The organism is Alkalibacterium pelagium (genome assembly GCF_900109325.1).
In the GTDB taxonomy this organism is placed as follows: domain Bacteria; phylum Bacillota; class Bacilli; order Lactobacillales; family Carnobacteriaceae_A; genus Alkalibacterium; species Alkalibacterium pelagium.
Map to the genome: position 1 here is coordinate 61,909 of NZ_FNZU01000001.1, position 18,426 is coordinate 80,334.

Annotated in this window: 16 protein-coding genes; 12 read left to right on the forward strand and 4 right to left on the reverse strand. The window is 44.0% G+C overall.

All coding sequences use genetic code 11. The features are described from left to right. Positions 1 to 51: 51 nt before the first annotated feature. A complete protein-coding gene (locus tag BMX79_RS00315; protein WP_091478190.1) occupies positions 52 to 2,682 on the reverse strand; it encodes a calcium-translocating P-type ATPase, PMCA-type in 2,631 nt (876 codons plus the stop codon). A 347-nt stretch (positions 2,683 to 3,029) separates the two neighbouring features. On the opposite strand from BMX79_RS00315, the gene BMX79_RS00320 reads away from it, so the two are divergent. The 10 genes from BMX79_RS00320 (at position 3,030) to rpiA (ending at position 12,452) form a co-directional block, all read left to right on the forward strand. Then, positions 3,030 to 4,415 carry a TrkH family potassium uptake protein gene (locus BMX79_RS00320; protein WP_091478191.1) on the forward strand — a complete coding sequence of 462 codons (1,386 nt, stop codon included), beginning with the start codon at positions 3,030 to 3,032 and terminating at the stop codon, positions 4,413 to 4,415. A gap of 44 nt (positions 4,416 to 4,459) precedes the next feature. Further along, a complete protein-coding gene (locus BMX79_RS00325; RefSeq protein WP_091478192.1) occupies positions 4,460 to 5,149 on the forward strand; it encodes a potassium channel family protein in 690 nt (229 codons plus the stop codon). 157 nt (positions 5,150 to 5,306) lie between these two features. Beyond that, the gene (murB, locus tag BMX79_RS00330) at positions 5,307 to 6,305 is read left to right on the forward strand and encodes a UDP-N-acetylmuramate dehydrogenase (protein WP_091478193.1); all 999 of its coding nucleotides are present in this window, start codon (positions 5,307 to 5,309) and stop codon (positions 6,303 to 6,305) included. A gap of 90 nt (positions 6,306 to 6,395) precedes the next feature. Continuing rightward, complete coding sequence (locus tag BMX79_RS00335; RefSeq protein WP_091478194.1) at positions 6,396 to 7,313, forward strand: Gfo/Idh/MocA family protein; 918 nt, start codon at positions 6,396 to 6,398, stop codon at positions 7,311 to 7,313. Positions 7,314 to 7,318: 5 nt separating this feature from the next. After that, positions 7,319 to 7,777 carry an NUDIX hydrolase gene (locus tag BMX79_RS00340; protein ID WP_091478195.1) on the forward strand — a complete coding sequence of 153 codons (459 nt, stop codon included), beginning with the start codon at positions 7,319 to 7,321 and terminating at the stop codon, positions 7,775 to 7,777. Positions 7,778 to 7,853: 76 nt separating this feature from the next. Next, complete coding sequence (locus BMX79_RS00345) at positions 7,854 to 8,984, forward strand: ABC transporter ATP-binding protein (protein ID WP_091478196.1); 1,131 nt, start codon at positions 7,854 to 7,856, stop codon at positions 8,982 to 8,984. Further along, positions 8,977 to 9,786 (forward strand): ABC transporter permease, encoded by an 810-nt coding sequence (locus BMX79_RS00350; protein ID WP_091478197.1) that lies wholly within the window; start codon positions 8,977 to 8,979, stop codon positions 9,784 to 9,786. Before BMX79_RS00345 ends, BMX79_RS00350 begins: the two co-directional genes overlap by 8 nt. Next, positions 9,783 to 10,613 carry an ABC transporter permease gene (locus BMX79_RS00355; protein ID WP_091478198.1) on the forward strand — a complete coding sequence of 277 codons (831 nt, stop codon included), beginning with the start codon at positions 9,783 to 9,785 and terminating at the stop codon, positions 10,611 to 10,613. Before BMX79_RS00350 ends, BMX79_RS00355 begins: the two co-directional genes overlap by 4 nt. Continuing rightward, the gene (locus BMX79_RS00360; protein WP_091478199.1) at positions 10,613 to 11,683 is read left to right on the forward strand and encodes an ABC transporter substrate-binding protein; all 1,071 of its coding nucleotides are present in this window, start codon (positions 10,613 to 10,615) and stop codon (positions 11,681 to 11,683) included. Before BMX79_RS00355 ends, BMX79_RS00360 begins: the two co-directional genes overlap by 1 nt. Positions 11,684 to 11,774: 91 nt before the next feature. Next, positions 11,775 to 12,452 carry a ribose-5-phosphate isomerase RpiA gene (rpiA, locus tag BMX79_RS00365; protein ID WP_091478200.1) on the forward strand — a complete coding sequence of 226 codons (678 nt, stop codon included), beginning with the start codon at positions 11,775 to 11,777 and terminating at the stop codon, positions 12,450 to 12,452. Between the two features lie 265 nt (positions 12,453 to 12,717). On the opposite strand, the gene BMX79_RS00370 is transcribed toward rpiA, so the two are convergent. Then, positions 12,718 to 14,184, reverse strand: coding sequence for an amidase (locus BMX79_RS00370; protein WP_091478201.1), 1,467 nt, complete (start codon positions 14,182 to 14,184; stop codon positions 12,718 to 12,720). 356 nt (positions 14,185 to 14,540) lie between these two features. Between BMX79_RS00370 and BMX79_RS00375 the strand changes: the two genes are divergently transcribed. Both BMX79_RS00375 and BMX79_RS00380 read left to right on the forward strand, forming a co-directional pair. Continuing rightward, positions 14,541 to 15,392 carry a transporter substrate-binding domain-containing protein gene (locus BMX79_RS00375; protein WP_091478202.1) on the forward strand — a complete coding sequence of 284 codons (852 nt, stop codon included), beginning with the start codon at positions 14,541 to 14,543 and terminating at the stop codon, positions 15,390 to 15,392. A gap of 2 nt (positions 15,393 to 15,394) precedes the next feature. Next, positions 15,395 to 16,078, forward strand: a complete 684-nt coding sequence (locus BMX79_RS00380) for an amino acid ABC transporter permease (protein WP_091478203.1) — start codon at positions 15,395 to 15,397, stop codon at positions 16,076 to 16,078. Between the two features lie 67 nt (positions 16,079 to 16,145). On the opposite strand, the gene BMX79_RS00385 is transcribed toward BMX79_RS00380, so the two are convergent. Then, positions 16,146 to 17,108: an L-threonine 3-dehydrogenase gene (locus BMX79_RS00385; RefSeq protein WP_091478204.1), complete on the reverse strand. Its 963-nt coding sequence runs from the start codon at positions 17,106 to 17,108 to the stop codon at positions 16,146 to 16,148. 86 nt (positions 17,109 to 17,194) lie between these two features. Then, a complete protein-coding gene (locus tag BMX79_RS00390; RefSeq protein WP_091478205.1) occupies positions 17,195 to 18,388 on the reverse strand; it encodes a glycine C-acetyltransferase in 1,194 nt (397 codons plus the stop codon). Between the last annotated feature and the right edge of the window lie 38 nt (positions 18,389 to 18,426).

Genomic DNA, 18,426 nt, shown 5'->3' on the forward strand with positions numbered 1-18,426 from the left:
AGTGCGACTCCCAAAAATAAGGGAAACGCACTGTTTTTTGATGACATGAATTTATTTAAACGGCAGAACTTTCTTTCTCAGCTCCATGATGAACGTCGTGCTGAGGGCAAGTCCGGCAGCGATAGCCCATTGCATAAATCCAAATGTGTCAGGAATCGAGAAGACTCCTCTGACACCAGGAAGTAATGTCAGTCCATATAAACCGGAACAGACCACAAAGGCGAGGAGGACAAACTTGTTTTTGAAAAAGCCAGCTTCTACACTAGTCTGAGTGATGGACCGGGCAGGAAAAACCTGCAGGGTACGAGCTAAAATCAGTGTGGTAAAGGCCATGGCTACACTAATCTCAGGTGTGTAGTTCAGCAATCCAATGAACTGAGAAATAATAACAGCCAGTCCGATCAGGCTTCCTCTGAAAATTACTGTTTGAAGGGTCTGACCTGAGAAAATAGTCTCATCAGTATCCCGCGGCTTTTCATTCATGACATTTGGCTCTTTTGGTTCGAGACCCAAAGCAATCGCAGGTAATGAATCGTTGACCAAGTTGATGAACAAGAGCTGAAGAGCCGTAAATGGACTGATCCAGTTCATGATCAGAGCAAACAGGATAGCAATAACAGCTCCGAGGTTACCGGAGAATAGGTAAGCGATAGCTTTCTTAATGTTGCTGTAAATCGTTCGACCAACAGATACTGCCTTGACGATCGAAACGAAGTTGTCATCGGTAAGAATCATGGCTGATGCATCTTTAGCCACATCTGTACCACTTCCCATGGCTATCCCAATATCGGCCTGTTTAAGAGCTGGCGCATCATTGACACCGTCTCCTGTCATCGCAGTTATCTGGTTTTTATCCTGCCAAGCCTTTACAATACGTATTTTGTTTTCAGGTGTGACTCGAGCATAGACAGTGATTTTTTCCAGGTTTTCCATTAGTTCATTATCAGACAAGGCATCCAATTCCTGCCCGGTAAGTGCCAGGTCGCCTTCACTGGAAATATTCAGATCTCTGGCGATTGCCCGCGCAGTCGTTTTATGGTCTCCTGTAATCATAATTGTCTTGATTCCTGCAGCAGTAGCATCTTCTACTGCGTGGTAGACTTCCTGACGAGGAGGATCGATCATAGCCAGCAGTCCAACAAAAATCAGATCATTTTCGTCCTCCACATCAATGTCTTCTTTATCGATTGGCTTATAGGCAAAAGCCAGTACACGCATAGCCTGATCAGAAAAGTACTCGTTCTGCTCAACCAGTTCTTTCTGAAGTTCTTCAGTTAAGTAGACGACTTCACCGTTCATTTTAATTTTTGAACATAGGGAGAAGATGACATCAGGACCACCTTTTACTAGAAGTCTTTTCTCTCCGTCGATGTCATGAACCGTGGACATACGTTTACGGCTGGAATCAAAAGGCAGTTCCGCAAGACGCTGATAGGTTTTACGTACAGTGTCGTAAGGAAGATTCTGTTTATTGCTGTATGCAATCAGTGCAACTTCAGTGGGATCGCCACTTGATTCTCCGTTTTCACTTAATGTGGAGTCATTCGTCAGGGTAGCCACCTGCATCAGGATCTGTTCGGACTCAGTCCATTTATCAGGATCACCGGAGAACAGATTGGATTCACCATTTGGAATGTAGGCATCGACCACAGTCATTTTATTTTGAGTCAAGGTACCTGTTTTGTCTGTACAGATCACACTGGTGGATCCAAGCGTTTCTACAGCAGGTAACTGTCTGATAATAGCATGCTGTTTTGCCATTTTATTCGTACCTACCGACAGGACAATCGTCACAATTGACTGCAGTGCTTCAGGAATCGCAGCAACAGCGACAGCAACGGCAAACATGAATGCATCCAACAATGGGACTGTAATATCTTCAGCATTACCTAGGAAGATACGGCCAGCTTGAATAGCGAATATAAGAATAGATAGAAGCAGGATAGCCCAGCCCAGTTTCTTGCTGAAGTGCTCCAGTTTACGCTGCAGTGGCGTCTGCTTATGTGAGGCACCTTGAATCAGCTGAGCCACTTTCCCCATTTCAGTGGATTCTCCGATTGAAGTCACGACAAAGTTTCCTCGTCCGTAAGTGACCAGCGTTCCACTGTAGACCATGTTGATGCGGTCGGCAAGGGGCGTATCTTCAGTCAGCTCATTTGTTCTTTTTTCAGATGAAACTGATTCACCAGTCAATGATCCTTCCTGAACTTGAAGTGATTCAGCTTCAATCAGGCGACCGTCTGCTGGAATATTATCTCCCGCTTCCAGTATAACAATGTCACCCACAGTAATGTTTTTAGCCTCGATCGATTGTGTTGACCCATTTCTTAGTACCTTAGCATTCGGTGAGGCCATTTTTCGTAATGATTCCAATGAATCTTCCGCTTTTTTAGTCTGAACGACACTGAGAATAGAGTTCAGTATCAGAACGGTAAAGATGATGAGTGATTCGAGCTGCTCGCCGATCAGAATTTGAATGATAGCCACAATCAGCAGAACGATGACCATAGGATCCTTAAACGATTCGATAAATAGAGAAAGAATCGAGCGTCGATCTTTTTGAGCGATTTCGTTTAAGCCATATTGCTCCCGGCGACTGGTTACCTCCTCTGTAGTCAGCCCTTCACGGGAAGCATTGAGTTCTGTGAGAACTTCTTCACTCTTACGTTTATAATAGTCCATGCAATTATCCTTTCTACTCATCGGGAGTATTAGATAAAAAAAGACGCATACGGAAGGCCTATTCCGTATACGTCTCACAATTTAATGCAGCACCAGCAGATGAGTCATCTACGATTGGTGGCACTGCAACAGAATGTATTCTGCCTGTTACTCCCGTACAGTATTCATTTGTCGTGATAATTATAATCCCTCTTCAATAAAATAGCAACAATTTAATTTTCTGCTCGCTTTTCAGAGGTTATTCGTCTGACTATGAGTCATTCGAGCACTTTAAGCCGATGTTTTCAGTCCACTTTTAAAGGTGATTTTGGTACACTGGATTAAACGAATAAAAATGAGGTGAACACATGACTCAGCTGCTTTTAAAAATAAGAAACTGGCCGAACAGTTTAAAAATCATTCTCGCAGCACTTTTGTCCATCCTGATTGGAGGCGTTCTTCTTTCCTTGCCAGTAAGTCATCAATCTGGACAAGAAGGGTCAGTTTTCGATCATTTTTTCACGTCGGCTTCACTTGTGTCGATCAACAGCATGACGACTCTCGCTTTCTCTGATACATACTCTTACTTCGGCAAAACTGTTGCAATCCTCTTGATGCAGGTTGGAGGGTTGGGGCTGATGACATTTTTAGCTATGGTTACGCTACTTATGAATCAGCGGATGAGTCATACTCAGAAAGACCTTCTGAGTGATGTGCTTAACCGGTATCGAATCACGAATATGAAAGATTACCTTAAGCAAGTATTCAAGTACACTTTCATTATTCAGCTGGTCGGACTCGTTTTGCTGTCTTTTCGTTTTATTCCGGAATACGGCTGGATTGAAGGCTTGTTTCACTCTTTGTTTCTTTCTGTCTCCTCCTTCACCAATGCAGGATTTGTAAGTTTCAGTACACAGAGTGTCATGTCTATTTCTTCCGATCCGTACAGTTTGACTATAATGATGGCACTGATAATAATGGGCGGACTGGGACATATCGTCTGGTTCGATATCAGGGCAAAAGGCCGATTTTTTGTCAGAAATTACAGGAAAATGGGATTTAGGCGCCTGTATAACCGGTTGGAAGTAACAACTAAAATGATATTGAACACGACACTCATTCTTTTGATTGTCGGACTTTTATTTGTTTTAGTGACCGAATGGACCAATCCGGATACTTTGGGGCAATATAGTGGACCGTACAGGATCTATCTTTCCCTATTTCAGTCTGTGACGATGCGGACCGCTGGATTCTCTGTGATTGAATTCAATGCCTTTTCTAAGGGAACAAAACTGATCCTATTGACTTTGGCCATGATTGGAACGGCTCCGGGCAGCACAGGCGGGGGAGTAAAAGTGACAACCTTTGCAGTGATCATCCTGTCGTTTATCAGTGAAGTAAAAGGTCAGGAAAGTGTCGCTTTTTCAAAAAGGGATATTCACATAAAGACCGTCAAGCAGGCTATGATAATTTTTATTGGTCTGTTCGTTCTGCTCTTTTCAGGTATTCAAGTGCTCTTATGGACTGAATCAGCTGATTTTACGACTATCGCCATTCAAGCAACTTCGGCTGTTTCGACAGTAGGAATCACCAGCACCGAACTAGCTGATTTTTCGATAACCGGTCAGCTGGTGATTGCAGGACTGTTCATAGCTGGACGAGTCGGCCCGCTGTCCGTATTCATGGGACTCATTGGACGACAGAAACAGAAACGGGAAAAAATCTATCCGACGATCGATATTATGCTTGGTTAAGCATGGAGCAAACGATGACAGATATATAGTAAAGGGTGATAAGAATGGATTACAAAATAGTCGGAATTATCGGCCTCGGCATTTTTGGAAGAGCATTGGCAGAAGAGCTGATGCATTACAATACGGAAGTTCTAGGGGTAGATAAAAATCAGGACAATCTGGACGAATGTAAGACCTTTCTCCAGGAGGCTGTTAGAGCATCACGCATAGACAGTGGGTTTCTGAAGGAAATCGATTTTCAAAGTGTAGATATAGCGGTCGTCGGATCAGGAATGACCTTGGAAGAAACAGTTCTTGCTTTGGAACATTGTGAAGATCTGGCAATTGATCAAGTATACGCTATAGCCAATACGACTATCGAAAAAAATATTTTTTATAAAATGGGAGCCGATCATGTCATCATACCAGATGTGCAGATGGGAAAAAATACAGCAAGAAAACTGATGCGGTCATTTGTTAATGAAATGGTCGAAATACGGCAGGATGTTTTTGTTGCAGAGTTTAAAGTGCCTGAAGAGTGGATCGGAATGACACTACAAGAATTGAATTTGTTTGAAAAGTACAGTGTGTCCATTATTGGAAGTCAGAAAGGGAAAGGAAAGCTGAACCTGAAGATTGATCCGACTGTCGCTCTTGAGGAGGACACGCACTACTTAGGTATCGCCCGAAAGGATCATTTTGATAGATTTGCAGAAAAAACCTCTTTAGGCTATGATTTAAGACTTGACGATTAGATGACAATTCCCGGTAATTGTACACATTCAGTCGTATTAGTGTTAGAATTAGTGTGATTTGCATGCTAACAAGATATGAATACCATCAAGTCATGAAATTGGATCCGTGGCAGATCATTAGAGGATCCAGGCGTTAACGAGAGGACAATCGATTATAATGAATGCAAAAAAACTAAGAAAACACTTTCCAAATGCATCAATAAAAGAAAATGAACCGTTATCTAAATATACTTATACTAAGACTGGTGGACCAGCAGATGTGCTGATCTTTCCCAAAACGAAAGAAGAAGTTCAGGGATTGGTCAAGTGGCTATATGAGCAGAACTGGCCAGTCACTATTCTTGGAAATGCCAGCAACCTTATTGTGAAAGACGGAGGTATCCGTGGAGCTGTGATTATCTTGACGGATATGAATCAGATCGTAGTTAAAGACAACAGCATCAGAGTACTGACAGGCGCACCACTTATCGAAGTCAGTAAACGGGCCTATCAGTCCAGTCTGACCGGCCTTGAATTCGCCTGTGGAATCCCTGGAAGCATAGGTGGGGCAGTATACATGAATGCGGGAGCTTACGGCGGTGAAGTGAGAGAAGTGATTCGTAAAGTAACGGTTCTTACCCGTGACGGTGAAATGTTTGAACGGACGAATGAAGAAATGGAATTTTCTTATCGTCACAGCAAACTTCAGGAGACGGATGAGATCGCACTGGAAGTCGTATTTGAACTGACAGAAGGCGATCCGGAAACGATCAAAGAGAAAATGGATGAGCTGACTTATCTCAGAACATCCAAGCAGCCGCTCGAATATCCATCCTGCGGGTCTGTCTTTAAGCGTCCTACAGGCTATTTCACAGGTAAACTGATTCAGGATGCCGGCCTTCAGGGACTGAAATGGGGAGGCGCACAAGTATCCACTAAACATGCCGGATTTATTGTCAATATTGACAATGCGACAGCAACGGATTATATCGAGCTGATCGAACACATTAAGGAAGTCATTCTGGATAAAGATGGCGTCCAGCTGGAAACAGAAGTCAAAATCATTGGAGAAGACCATCCTGCTTTTATCGGGGCCAATGACACATTGATAAAAAAAGCGACTAGCAGTTTCAAGGCGAAACTTGAAACGATCATGCCTTTGACAGAAGAAAATTAAATGCAGGAGCAGCTGGTGACCACAAAGCGGTGAAACGTCGTTAACAGGTTGCAGGCTGCTCTTTTACATTGGACAGATGGAGGAAATCAGATGAAAATTGGTGTTATTGGACTAGGAACTATTGCACAGAAAGCATATCTCCCACTCTATACGACTCATTTTGCCGAGCATGAGTGGCACTTTTCAACACGCAGTCAGGAGAAGTTGGAAGAGCTGGGGAGACAATACGGCTTATCACCTGATCAACTGCATACATCCTGGAAAGACTTGACGGAGATAGTAGATGCCGTGTGCATACATACCCCGACTCATACGCATTATGAGATGGTTTCATATTTTCTGAATCATTCGATTCCAGTGCTGATCGACAAGCCACTTACAGAAGAACTGGATAAGACTAAAGAGCTGATGACACTGGCTGCAGAGAAACAGGTGCCGCTGATGATCGGGTTTAATCGACGTTTTGCACCCAAAGTAAAGGAACTGGCTGATGTCAAAGATGCCAATATGCTGATCGTTCAGAAGAATCAGTCTGATGCCACAGACTTTCCGGTCAGATACCGTATCTTCGATATGATGATTCATCCAATTGATACAGCGGTCTTTTTGTTAAATGACCAGCATATCGACGTAGTAGATTCTGAAGTTGTCGAAGAAGGAGGCCAGTTCAAGCGCGCGTGGGTCATGCTTAAAACGAAACAGATGACTGCGCTGGTTTCTATAAATAATGAATCAGGAGCTAAAAGAGAGACACTTGAACTTCAAAGTGCTTCCGGAACATACACAGTTGAAGACCTCACAGATTTATCGATTTACACTAAAGAAGGAAGGCTCACTCAAACTGCCGGCGACTGGACTGAAACTCTGGTAAAGAGAGGCTTTGAACCGATGATTCAGTCATTTCTGGAAGCTCTAAAGAAGGATGCAGCTGTCCCCGTGTCTCTTGACTCCGCACTGATCAGCCATTTTATATGCGAGTCGATCTGCTCGAAGTATGAAAAGGAGTGACAGGGATGGATTATGTCACTGATCTAAGGGGGAGGGTCGGGACCGATCCACTGATTCTAAATGGGTCCGTGCTCTTTTTTCTTAACGAACAAGATGAGGTTCTGCTTCAACAGCGTCTCGACGGATCATGGGGGCTGCCCGGTGGCCTGATGGAGCTTGGTGAGAGCTTTGAAGAAACAGCCGTACGCGAAGCCAAAGAGGAAACGGGACTTATTATTCAAAGAATGTCTTTTCTAACAGTCTGTTCGGGAAGAGACTATTTCGTCACCTTGAAAAACGGGGATCAGTACTATTCTGTGAGTGCCTTATATCATGTAACAGCATATACGGGAAACTTATATAACGACCAAAAAGAATCACTGCAGCTGGCATATTTTCCACTTGATTCTCTGCCAGATAAAAAGAATGACCGATGGCGTCACTTTTTAAACATATTTAGTGACTATTATAAGAAAAACAACTGAATAAATATTGCTTTTCACCCCTTAATCGCTATAATTATAAAGGTTAATTAAATCGGTTATAAAGGGGTGTTTTTTGTTGACTGAAGAGATAATTGTTTCCTTCGATCAGGTAGAAAAAAAATATGATAAAGAGAGTGTCTTAAAGACCATTTCGTTTGAATTGGAGAAAGGAAAATTTTATACCTTGCTCGGTCCTTCAGGATGTGGAAAGTCGACGATATTGAATCTGATCGCCGGATTTACGTCACCTACTGAAGGGTCCATTCGAATTAATGGAGAAGAAACAAAAAACACACCTCCAAATAAAAGAAAAGTCAATACAGTTTTTCAGGACTATGCCTTGTTCCCCCACATGAATGTTTTCGATAATGTGGCTTTTGGGTTGAAAATGAAAAAAACGAACAAACAGGACATCAGTGAGAAAGTCAGTGACGTGCTCAAACTCGTCAGACTGGATGGATTTGAAGAGCGGGGGATAGCTGAAATGTCCGGGGGGCAGAAACAGCGAGTAGCAATCGCCCGGGCTCTTGTAAACGAACCGGACATGCTTCTGCTGGATGAACCGTTATCCGCATTGGATTTGAAACTGCGTACAGATATGCAGTATGAACTGCGTGAACTTCAGCGGCGTCTTGGAATTACTTTTCTTTTTGTTACTCATGATCAGGAAGAAGCTCTGGCGATGAGTGATGAAATCATGGTTATGAAAGAAGGTCAAATCATTCAGACTGGTACGCCGAATGACATCTACGATGAGCCGATCAACCGATATGTGGCTGACTTCATCGGGGAAAGCAATATCGTAGAAGGCCGTATGGTTGAGGATTATGTTGTGTCATTTGCCGGCAAACGTTTCGCGTGTGTTGACGGAGGCATGACATCTAATGAGAAAGTTGATGTTGTGATTCGTCCGGAAGATCTGGTAGTTAGTCAGGCTGATCAGGGAGCTCTGCAGATCAGTGTTCAAAGTCAGTTGTTCAGAGGAGTCCATTATGAAATCATTGGACTTGATGATGAAGGAAACAGCTGGATGGTTCACTCGACGAAGAAGACAGAAATCGGCAAACGTGTCGGTCTTCAATTTGATCCACAAGATATCCACATCATGCGTATAAATGAAACGGAAGAAGCCTTCGATGAGCGGATCGAGCAGTTTTCCGGATTATCCTCGACATCAGAGGTGAGAGGAGAAGGGGCGAATGACTAGACAGCGCAAACTTCTTTCGATCCCTTATTACCTGTGGATCGTTTTATTCGTCGTTTTTCCCGTTTTGTTACTGCTTGTACAGTCATTTCGGGGCCTTGACGGATCATTTACACTGACGAACATACAGACTTATTTTACGTCTCAAGTCTATCTGACGATGACGATGCAGTCGTTTTTATATGCTTTCCTGATTACTGTGCTGACACTAGCCATCAGTTATCCGGCTGCCTACTTCCTGACGCAGACTAAGCACAAACAGTTATGGCTGCTGATCCTGATTTTGCCGACATGGATGAATATCCTGCTGAAAGCATACGCTTTTATAGGCATCTTAAGTCAGACCGGCTTTGTCAATCAGCTCCTGGATAATATAGGCATTGGAGCACAGCCGCTTCTCTTCACAAGGCTCAGCTTTCTGATTGTGGCTACTTACATCGAAATTCCGTTCATGCTTCTTCCAGTCTTCAATGCCATTGACGAAATCGACGGATCGATGGTTCTTGCAAGCCGGGATCTGGGGGCCAATGAGTGGCAGACTTTTAGATCTGTGATCTTTCCAATGTCTCTGTCTGGTGTGAGAAGTGGGATCCAGGCCGTATTCATTCCTTCCTTGTCTCTTTTCATGCTGACTAGACTGATTGCAGGGAACCGTGTCATTACTCTGGGTACAGCAATCGAACAGAACTTTCTGGTTACACAGAACTGGGGAATGGGATCAACGATGGGTATCATCCTGATTCTGATCATGTTTGCGGTTATGTACGTGACACGTAAACGAAGAAAGGGAGTGCCGGGAAGATGACCAAGAATAAAAACTGGGCAAAGCTCTATTTATTCGTCGTATTCATTCTGCTGTATACACCAATTGCCTATCTAATATACTATTCCTTCAATGAAGCGGGTACGATGAACCAGTTCAGCGGATTTACACTGGAGCATTATGCAGCATTGGCAGAAGACTCCAGACTCCTGATCATTGCACTGGACACGATCCGGGTCGCTCTTTTATCAGCACTTATTGCAACAGTGATCGGAACATTTGGCGCTATTGGGATTTACTTTTCAAGGAGACGTCAGACTCAAAACATGCTTCTGAGTCTGAATAACATTCTTCTGGTTTCACCTGATGTGATTATAGGAGCAAGTTTCCTTCTGCTCTTTACTTTAGTAGGATTCCAGCTGGGCTTTTACTCTGTTCTGCTCTCACATATTGCTTTCAGTATTCCTATCGTCGTTCTGATGGTCCTTCCTAGGTTGGAAGAAATGAACGGAAATATGATTACGGCTGCAAGAGACCTAGGAGCAAACCATTTACAGGTGCTCAAGGAGATTATTCTTCCAAGCATTACGCCTGGGATATTGGCCGGTTACTTTATGGCGTTTACCTACTCGATCGATGATTTTGCAGTAACCTTCTTTGTAACGGGGAACGGCTTTGCGACATTGTCTGTAGAAATTTATTCCAGAGCACGCCAAGGCGTCAGTCTGGAAATTAACGCGTTGAGTACGATCCTCTTTCTTGTTGCATTCAGCCTTGTTGCCGGATACTATTTCATCCAGCAGCAGCGTACACGACAGAAACTGGCACACATGGATCCGACAAATCATGAAAAGGCGGTGACACCATAATGAAAAAACTGATTAATTTGTCACTGGTTATTATTGGGCTGACAACGACTGCTTTCCTGGGAGGACGTTACATCGAGCAGGCTCAGGGCACAAGTGGAGCAGATGTTTTTCACTTGTACAACTGGGGGGACTATATCGATTCCGATCTGATTGAGCAGTTTGAAGAAGAAACGGGTTACCGCGTTGTCTACGAAACGTTTGACTCTAATGAAGCCATGTACACTAAGGTACAGCAGGGCGGGACGGGGTATGACCTGGCGATTCCAAGTGAATACATGATCGAGCGGATGATTGAAGAAGACTTAGTCGTGGAGCTGGAACATTCTAGAATCGAGGGCCTGGAACACATCGATCCTGATTTTCTCGATCTGAACTTTGATCCAGGGAACCGTTACTCGATTCCTTATTTCTGGGGAACACTCGGAATTGCATACAACGAAGACCTGTTGGAAGGTTTTGAACCGGAAAGCTGGGAAGACTTGTACCGACCTGAACTGGCGGACAGTATCCTGATGATCGACGGGGCCCGAGAAGTTATAGGGATCGGCCTTCAGACTTTAGGCTATTCACTCAATTCAAGAGACTCATCCGAACTTCAGCAAGCAGCAGACCAGCTGACTGAACTGTCACCAAACATCAAGGCACTGGTGGCTGACGAAATCAAGATGTATATGATTCAGGAAGAGGCTGCGATTGCGGTCACTTATTCTGGAGAAGCTGCAGATATGATGTGGGAGAACGAATCCATTGTCTATATTCTACCCGAAGAAGGATCGAATCTCTGGTTCGACAACATGGTGATCCCGCACACTGTACAGAATGAAGAAGCGGCGTATGCTTTCATCAACTTCATGCTGGATCCTGAAATAGCTGCCCAGAACGCAGACTATATCGGATACAGCACACCCAACCAGACGGCAATGGACTACCTGCCTGAAGAAACAGTGGAAGACGAGCAGTTCTATCCGAGCCAGGATATGATGGACAATCTGGAAGTCTACGAAGACCTCGGACTGGAATACACCGGGATTTACAATGACCTGTTTCTGGAGTTTAAAATGATCAAATAAAGTTAGTTTAAGAAGTGAGACTTAATCATCAAGTCTTACTTCTTTTTTCTATGCTATAATTTAATTACATATATACGAAGGAGAGAGACGGATGAACTTAAAGAAGATGGTCGGCTACAAAGCGGCAGAATTTGTAAAGGACGGAATGATTGTTGGGCTAGGAACAGGATCTACGGCCTACTACATGGTTGAGGCGATTGGAAAACGTGTGAAAGAAGAAGGCTTGTCTATTGTTGGCGTCACAACCTCTCACAGAACAACTGATCAGGCAAGGGAACTTGGAATTCCGTTAAAAGATATTGATGAAGTCGATCATATTGACGTGACCATCGATGGGGCGGATGAAATCTCAGATGACTACCAGGGCATAAAAGGAGGAGGAGCTGCGCACCTCTTTGAAAAAATGGTCGCAAACCAGTCTGAAGAAATCATCTGGATCGTGGACGACAGCAAAATGGTATCTAAATTAGGCGCATTCCCTCTCCCAGTAGAAGTGGTGAAATTCGGATGCGGACAAGTACTGAATCTGTTAAAAAAAGAGAATCTGAATCCCGAATTTCGTCTGAATGACGACGGGAGCAAACTGGAGACTGATTCAGGCAACTATATCATTGATCTGCATTTGGGAACGATCGAAGATCCTCATAAACTCGCATCCTTCCTGGACTCTGTCACAGGTGTAGTGGAGCACGGGCTGTTTCTAGATAGCGTCACTAAGGTGATCGTCGGAAGAGAAGACGGACCTGAAGTGATCGATGTAGAAAGATAAAAGAGACTAATAGACCTGCAGAGCGGCTGGACGGATAGTCTGTCGTTCTGCAGGTCTTTTTTTTGTTTTTATAGGGTTTGAATGTAGTAGCTCCGGCACTCGGCCTAGAAATCGATTTGAATTAAGGCGCAATTGCCATAGCCCCGGCACTCGGATGCAAAATCGGTCTGAGCTCTTAACCAAGTGTAAAAATAGAGTAATTGATGCCTCAATACAGCAAAACTCATGACAAAACTACCGAAGCGTTCATCCCCGTATCATTTATTCAGATAAATAACCCATCTTCTTCCATCATACAGCCTATATGCAGTAACCAGTGCTCCTTGCCTTTCGGAGCGGTGAACTGGATTCCCAAAGGCATGCCTTCTTTTGTCAGATGTGTGGGCAGACTGATCGCAGGCTGGCCAGTCAGATTGGCTTGTTGAGTAAAAGGAGTCATCGATAGACTTTCTTCCCACATATCCCATATCAGCTGCTGCTGGTCGTCTGGTGAGAAGCTGTCAATATGTCTCATTTTCTCTTTAAAAGATTCAGACCAGTAGACCTTGTCAACTCTGGGAGCGGGCTCAGCTGTTGTCGGCTGAAGCAGCAGGTCGTATCGTTCATTAAATAAAGCAGCTTTTTCCGCAGCCTTATCCCAAGTGCTCAGTGTATTTGAATACTCAGCTGCACTGACTTTTTTTCCAGCCTGATACAGGACCCAAGTCAGCAGTTCCACTTCATCCATCGTGATCGACCTCCCGAGCACTTTCTCCATATTCCCCAGCATAGCTGCGGTTTCTCCGGAATTCATAACATAGTAGGATTTCATCAGATCTATACCATCGATATCAGGTTCACTCTGGTCTACCGCAAACCCTTTTTGTTCGAGCCAGTTGACAGCGTTCAGAACAGCGTCTTCAGCTTCGCTGCTTACCTGACTGCCGATCGGAGATTTCAGGGAAAAGGCGATTCTCATCTTTTTATTAAGTGGGGCAGTCAGACTGTTAAGATAGCCTTCCCTGTACAAGGGTGTCTGAAAAGCAGCTGCAGGCTGTACGACTTGCATGTGGTCGAGCAAAGCAGCAGTATCTCTGACTGATTTTGTCAGAGCGAAGCTGATGGCAGCACCTTGCCATGCCCGCCCGGCTCCAGGGCCAATAGGTGTTCTGCCGCGAGTCGGTTTCAGTCCGACTAAACCGGTAAATGAAGCCGGTATGCGAATCGATCCACCGCCATCACTTGCTCCAGCTATAGGCACCATTCCTGATGCGACTGCTGCGGCAGCACCGCCGCTTGATCCTCCTGCGCTGAACTCAGAGTTAAAAGGATTACGTGCCGGCCCAAAAAGATCGGAGTGCGTGATATTGGTAAAACCGAACTCTGGTACATTAGTCGATCCAATTGGGATAAATCCAGATTTCTGAAGCTGGGCAACAAAGTGGCTGGTGTATGATGATCTGTTCTCTCTCAACAGTTTGGAACCTGCGCGAGCAGGTTCTCCGATCATGTTCTGACCCAGTTCCTTTAAAAGGATCGGCACACCACTAAAAGGACCATTTAACTTCGATTCATCACGCGCTTTACTAAGTGCTTTAGCTTCTCTCGTATGGACGACTGCATTTAACAGCGAATTTTGTTCATTAATGGACTTGAAGCTGGCCTTAAGGAGTTCTTCAGATGAAACGTGCCCGTTTCTGATTTGCTCCGAATAATACAATCCGTCTTTAGTCCGGTCAATATGAAAGCTCATAGGTTTCCCCTTCCTTATTCAGTCAAATTTTTTTCAGTATATCAGTCAGAGGTAAGGAATCAATAGTGCAGCTGGGAATATACTTGTAGAATCAGACTGATTATTGAAGCAGAAAAGTGAACAGAGGGTTAAATCAAGTGTTTATGGAATCTTCATTATAAATAATGAGGAGTTTATTGACTAAAAAAAGACAAAATTGTATATATAAATAAAGATCAGAAAGCTGGTAAAACAAAGATAAGCAAGTGATTTATTTCTATGTGTCTTCTCTTCATCAGACAAAATCGACTATAATTTTGACTTAAAAATTTCAGGTTGCTATGATTTTGAAGGAAAAACGAAAGGGGATAATAAAAATGAACAAATCATTATTGATGAAGACGGTGCTGCTTGGAAGCGTCATAACGCTGACAGCCTGTGGGGAAAGTGGTGCTAGTGAGAATAGTTCAGATAACTGGGATGAGATACAAGAAGCGGGTGTGATCCGGGCAGCGACATCTGGTACATATTTTCCAAATTCATATCACGATGCTGAAACAAATGAACTGACTGGCTTTGAAGTTGAAATATTGAGAGAAGTTGCTGATCGTCTGGAACTGGACATTGATTTTACTGAAATGAATGTAGACGGCATGCTGACGTCTCTGAACAGTGAACAGATTGATGTTGCCGCCTTGAGTATCAGTCACGCCGGAGAAAATGCGGACCGATACAACTACACAATTCCCTATAAATATTCCTATATGTCCATGATTGTTCGGGAAGAAGATAACTCAGGGATTGAAGAAATGGAAGACCTTGACGGAAAACGAGCAGCCGGAGCGGCTACGACTACGTATATGCAGATTGCAGAGCAGTACGGAGCAGAGCTGGCGATTTATGACAATGCCACAAACGATCAGTATTTATGGGACGTAGCAAATGGTCGAACTGACTTGATCATTAATGATTTTTACGGTCAGACAATGGCGCTGACGGCCTTCCCGGATATTCCAGTTCACATTCATGAAGAGCTGTTCTTCAATCCGAGCTACACTAACTTCTCTCTTAAACTAGGCAATGATACACTGACTGAGCAGATTGATCAGGTACTGGAAGCCATGCATGAAGACGGCACACTCAGTGAGATCTCAGAGACATTTTATTATGGGGAAGATGTGACAGTTGAAGAGGACTTTGACATCATGACCATCGAACTAGAGGGGTAGCCATGCAGTCTATTGAGTGGCAGTATATATTTGATCCGGAACTGGCCTGGGAATCATTACCGTTTTTATTAAGAGGCGTGCCATATACATTAGGCATTGCCTTGGTCAGTACGGCTATTGGTGCAGTAATAGGAATGGCCATCGCTCTGATGAGGTTGTCTCCATCCAGAACATTAAGATCGGTCGCCCGCTTGTATGTTTCCTTTATGAGGGGGACACCGGTACTCGTCTTTCTTTTCCTGATTTATTTTGGTCTGCCTTTTGTAAACATTCAGTTCAATGCACTGACATCGGCTATTATCTGTTTCAGTTTGAACGGGGCAGCCTATATTTCGGAAATTTTCCGCTCGTCCATTTCATCCGTGAATCGGGGACAATGGGAAGCGGCAACCGTTCTCGGAATGACTCCTTATGTCACGCTGAAAGATATTATTCTTCCGCAGGCTTTCAGAATAGCGATCCCACCTTTGAGCAGCGTTCTCCTGGATGTTATTAAGGGAACATCTCTGGCAGCCATGATTACAGTCAATGAAATTTTTCAAAATGCCAGAGTGGTTGGAGGAAGAGAGCATGATTATATGACGATGTACATTCTAGTTGCAGCAATTTACTGGGTAATCTGCAGTCTATTCGGACTCTTTCAGGATTATCTTGAAACAGTCTCGTCCAGGTACATCGTCAACTGAGGTATTCTCTTTTAAGGCAAAAGAAGACCCCGCACTATTTTATAAGTACAGGGTCTGTCTTTATATATCATGCGTATGAAAGAATGCCCTTGTTTTTCAATTGCTTCAGCATATCTTCAGTCATTTTTTCAAGATCGTACTTAGGTGAGAATCCCCATTCTTCTTGAGCTGCTGTTGTGTCGATGGCATTTGGCCACGACTCTGCGATCCCTTGTCTGACAGGATCAACATCATAACTCAGCTTGAAGTCAGGCAGATGTTTCTGGATAGCTTTCTCGACATCTTCAGGTGCAATGCTCATAGCACTGACATTGTAGGCGTTACGGTTGACCAGCTGGTCGCTAGGTGCTTCCATCAGCTGAATGATCAAGTCGACAGCGTCAGGCATGTACATCATATCCATATATGTGCCTTTGTCGATAAAGGATGTATATGCATTGTTTTTCAATGCTTCATAATAAATATCGACAGCGTAGTCTGTCGTTCCACCACCAGGAAGTGTGTCGTAGGAAATCAGACCAGGGAAACGGACGCTTCGTGTATCCACGCCAAATTTCTGGAAATAGTAATCCCCGAGCAGCTCTCCGCTGACTTTAGTGACACCGTACATGGTAGTCGGACGCTGGATCGTGACCTGTGGGGTCTGATCTTTAGGGGTCTGTGGTCCGAAAGCTCCGATTGAACTGGGTGTAAAGAACTTCAAGTCATACTCGCGTGACAGCTCCAGTGCGTTGATCAGTCCGCCCATGTTCAAATCCCAGGCTAGCTGAGGTTTTGCTTCGGCAACAGCTGACAGTAAAGCAGCGAGGTGGATAAATGTATCGACTTCATACTGCTCCACCAGATCCTTCATGTGATCGGCATCGGTCACATCCAGGATTTCGAAAATACCATCAGTGACCACTTTAGAATCTTCGGGCTGTCTGATATCAGTAGCGATGACGTTTTCTTTTCCATAGACTTCGCGTAATCTGATTGTAAGCTCTGATCCGATCTGACCTAGAGCTCCAGTAATGATAATTTTTTTCACTCGTAAACCTCCGACTTTTTGTCTATTATTTATTACCAGCAGAAAGAGAAAAGATGAAAATCACCTTTTCTCTAAAAGTCTATAAGTTAACTGATAACATCGAGTTCCTTGCCGATTTTTTTGTAAGTTTCAAGCACAATATCGAGCTGGTCCTTGGTGTGAGCGGCACTTGGCATATTTCTTACTCGACCTGTTCCACGAGGGACTGTAGGGAAGACGATCGATTTTGCGTAGACGCCTTCTTCTGTCAGACGTTTGGAGAAACGCTGAGTCAGTTTTTCTTCACCGATAATACACGGGGTAATAGGTGTTTCTGAGTCACCGATGTTGAAGCCAAGATCTTTAAGTCCAGCTTTCAAGTAACGGCCATTTTCCCAAAGACGCTCGTGTTCTTCAGTTGAGCTGGACATGATATCGATGGCTTCGATACAGGCTGCAGCAGCTCCTGGAGTCAGTGAGGTAGAAAACAGGAACGGACGGGCACGTACTTTAAGCCAGTCGATCAGATTCTGAGTTCCGGCAACATATCCACCGACCACACCGACTGCTTTAGACAGGGTTCCCATCTGGAAATCAATTTTATCCTGGAGACCAAAATGTTTAACTGTGCCGGCACCTTTACCCATGACACCTGATCCATGTGCATCATCAACATACGTGATCAGATCGAACTCTTCAGCGATTTCAACGATTTCAGGCAATTTCGCAACATCCCCATCCATTGAAAAGACACCGTCAGTGATATACATAATTTTTTCATACTGTCCGCTTTCAACAGCTTCTTTAGCTTTTGCTCTCAGATCATCCATATCCTGGTGTTTGACACGAATAACTTTTGCTCCGGATAAACGGCATCCGTCAATGATCGACGCATGGTTCAGTTCGTCAGACAGGATGGCATCGTTTTTGTTCATGACCGCAGAAATTGCTCCCATGTTGCAGTTGAATCCGGACTGGAAAGCGACAGCTGCTTCAGTGTGCTTGAACTCAGCTATTTTTGCTTCCAGCTCGTCATGGATAGACTGAGTTCCGTTAATCGTTCTAACGGCACCGGCACCTACGCCATATGTGTCAGTTGCTTCATTTGCTTTTACTTTGAGACGGTCATCATTTGCAAATCCTAGATAGTTGTTAGAAGACATATTGATCAGTTTTTTTCCATTGATCGTAATTTCAGATCCGTTTGGTCCCTGGATCGTATCGATTTCATTATAAAGGCCATTATCCTTTAATTCCTGAAGATTATTTTCGAGAAAGGTATTCAACTTTTGACTAGTCATAAAATCGCTCCCTTGAGTATTTGGTTGTGCACTTCCTT

Coding starts and splice junctions, on each gene's coding strand:
- BMX79_RS00380 (WP_091478203.1), top strand. CDS start 15,395: ATGCAGTCTATTGAGTGGCAGTATATATTTGATCCGGAACTGGCCTGG.
- rpiA (WP_091478200.1), top strand. CDS start 11,775: ATGAACTTAAAGAAGATGGTCGGCTACAAAGCGGCAGAATTTGTAAAG.
- murB (WP_091478193.1), top strand. CDS start 5,307: ATGAATGCAAAAAAACTAAGAAAACACTTTCCAAATGCATCAATAAAA.
- BMX79_RS00315 (WP_091478190.1), bottom strand. CDS start 2,682: ATGGACTATTATAAACGTAAGAGTGAAGAAGTTCTCACAGAACTCAAT.
- BMX79_RS00375 (WP_091478202.1), top strand. CDS start 14,541: ATGAACAAATCATTATTGATGAAGACGGTGCTGCTTGGAAGCGTCATA.
- BMX79_RS00355 (WP_091478198.1), top strand. CDS start 9,783: ATGACCAAGAATAAAAACTGGGCAAAGCTCTATTTATTCGTCGTATTC.
- BMX79_RS00390 (WP_091478205.1), bottom strand. CDS start 18,388: ATGACTAGTCAAAAGTTGAATACCTTTCTCGAAAATAATCTTCAGGAA.
- BMX79_RS00370 (WP_091478201.1), bottom strand. CDS start 14,184: ATGAGCTTTCATATTGACCGGACTAAAGACGGATTGTATTATTCGGAG.
- BMX79_RS00340 (WP_091478195.1), top strand. CDS start 7,319: ATGGATTATGTCACTGATCTAAGGGGGAGGGTCGGGACCGATCCACTG.
- BMX79_RS00325 (WP_091478192.1), top strand. CDS start 4,460: ATGGATTACAAAATAGTCGGAATTATCGGCCTCGGCATTTTTGGAAGA.
- BMX79_RS00350 (WP_091478197.1), top strand. CDS start 8,977: ATGACTAGACAGCGCAAACTTCTTTCGATCCCTTATTACCTGTGGATC.
- BMX79_RS00335 (WP_091478194.1), top strand. CDS start 6,396: ATGAAAATTGGTGTTATTGGACTAGGAACTATTGCACAGAAAGCATAT.
- BMX79_RS00360 (WP_091478199.1), top strand. CDS start 10,613: ATGAAAAAACTGATTAATTTGTCACTGGTTATTATTGGGCTGACAACG.
- BMX79_RS00320 (WP_091478191.1), top strand. CDS start 3,030: ATGACTCAGCTGCTTTTAAAAATAAGAAACTGGCCGAACAGTTTAAAA.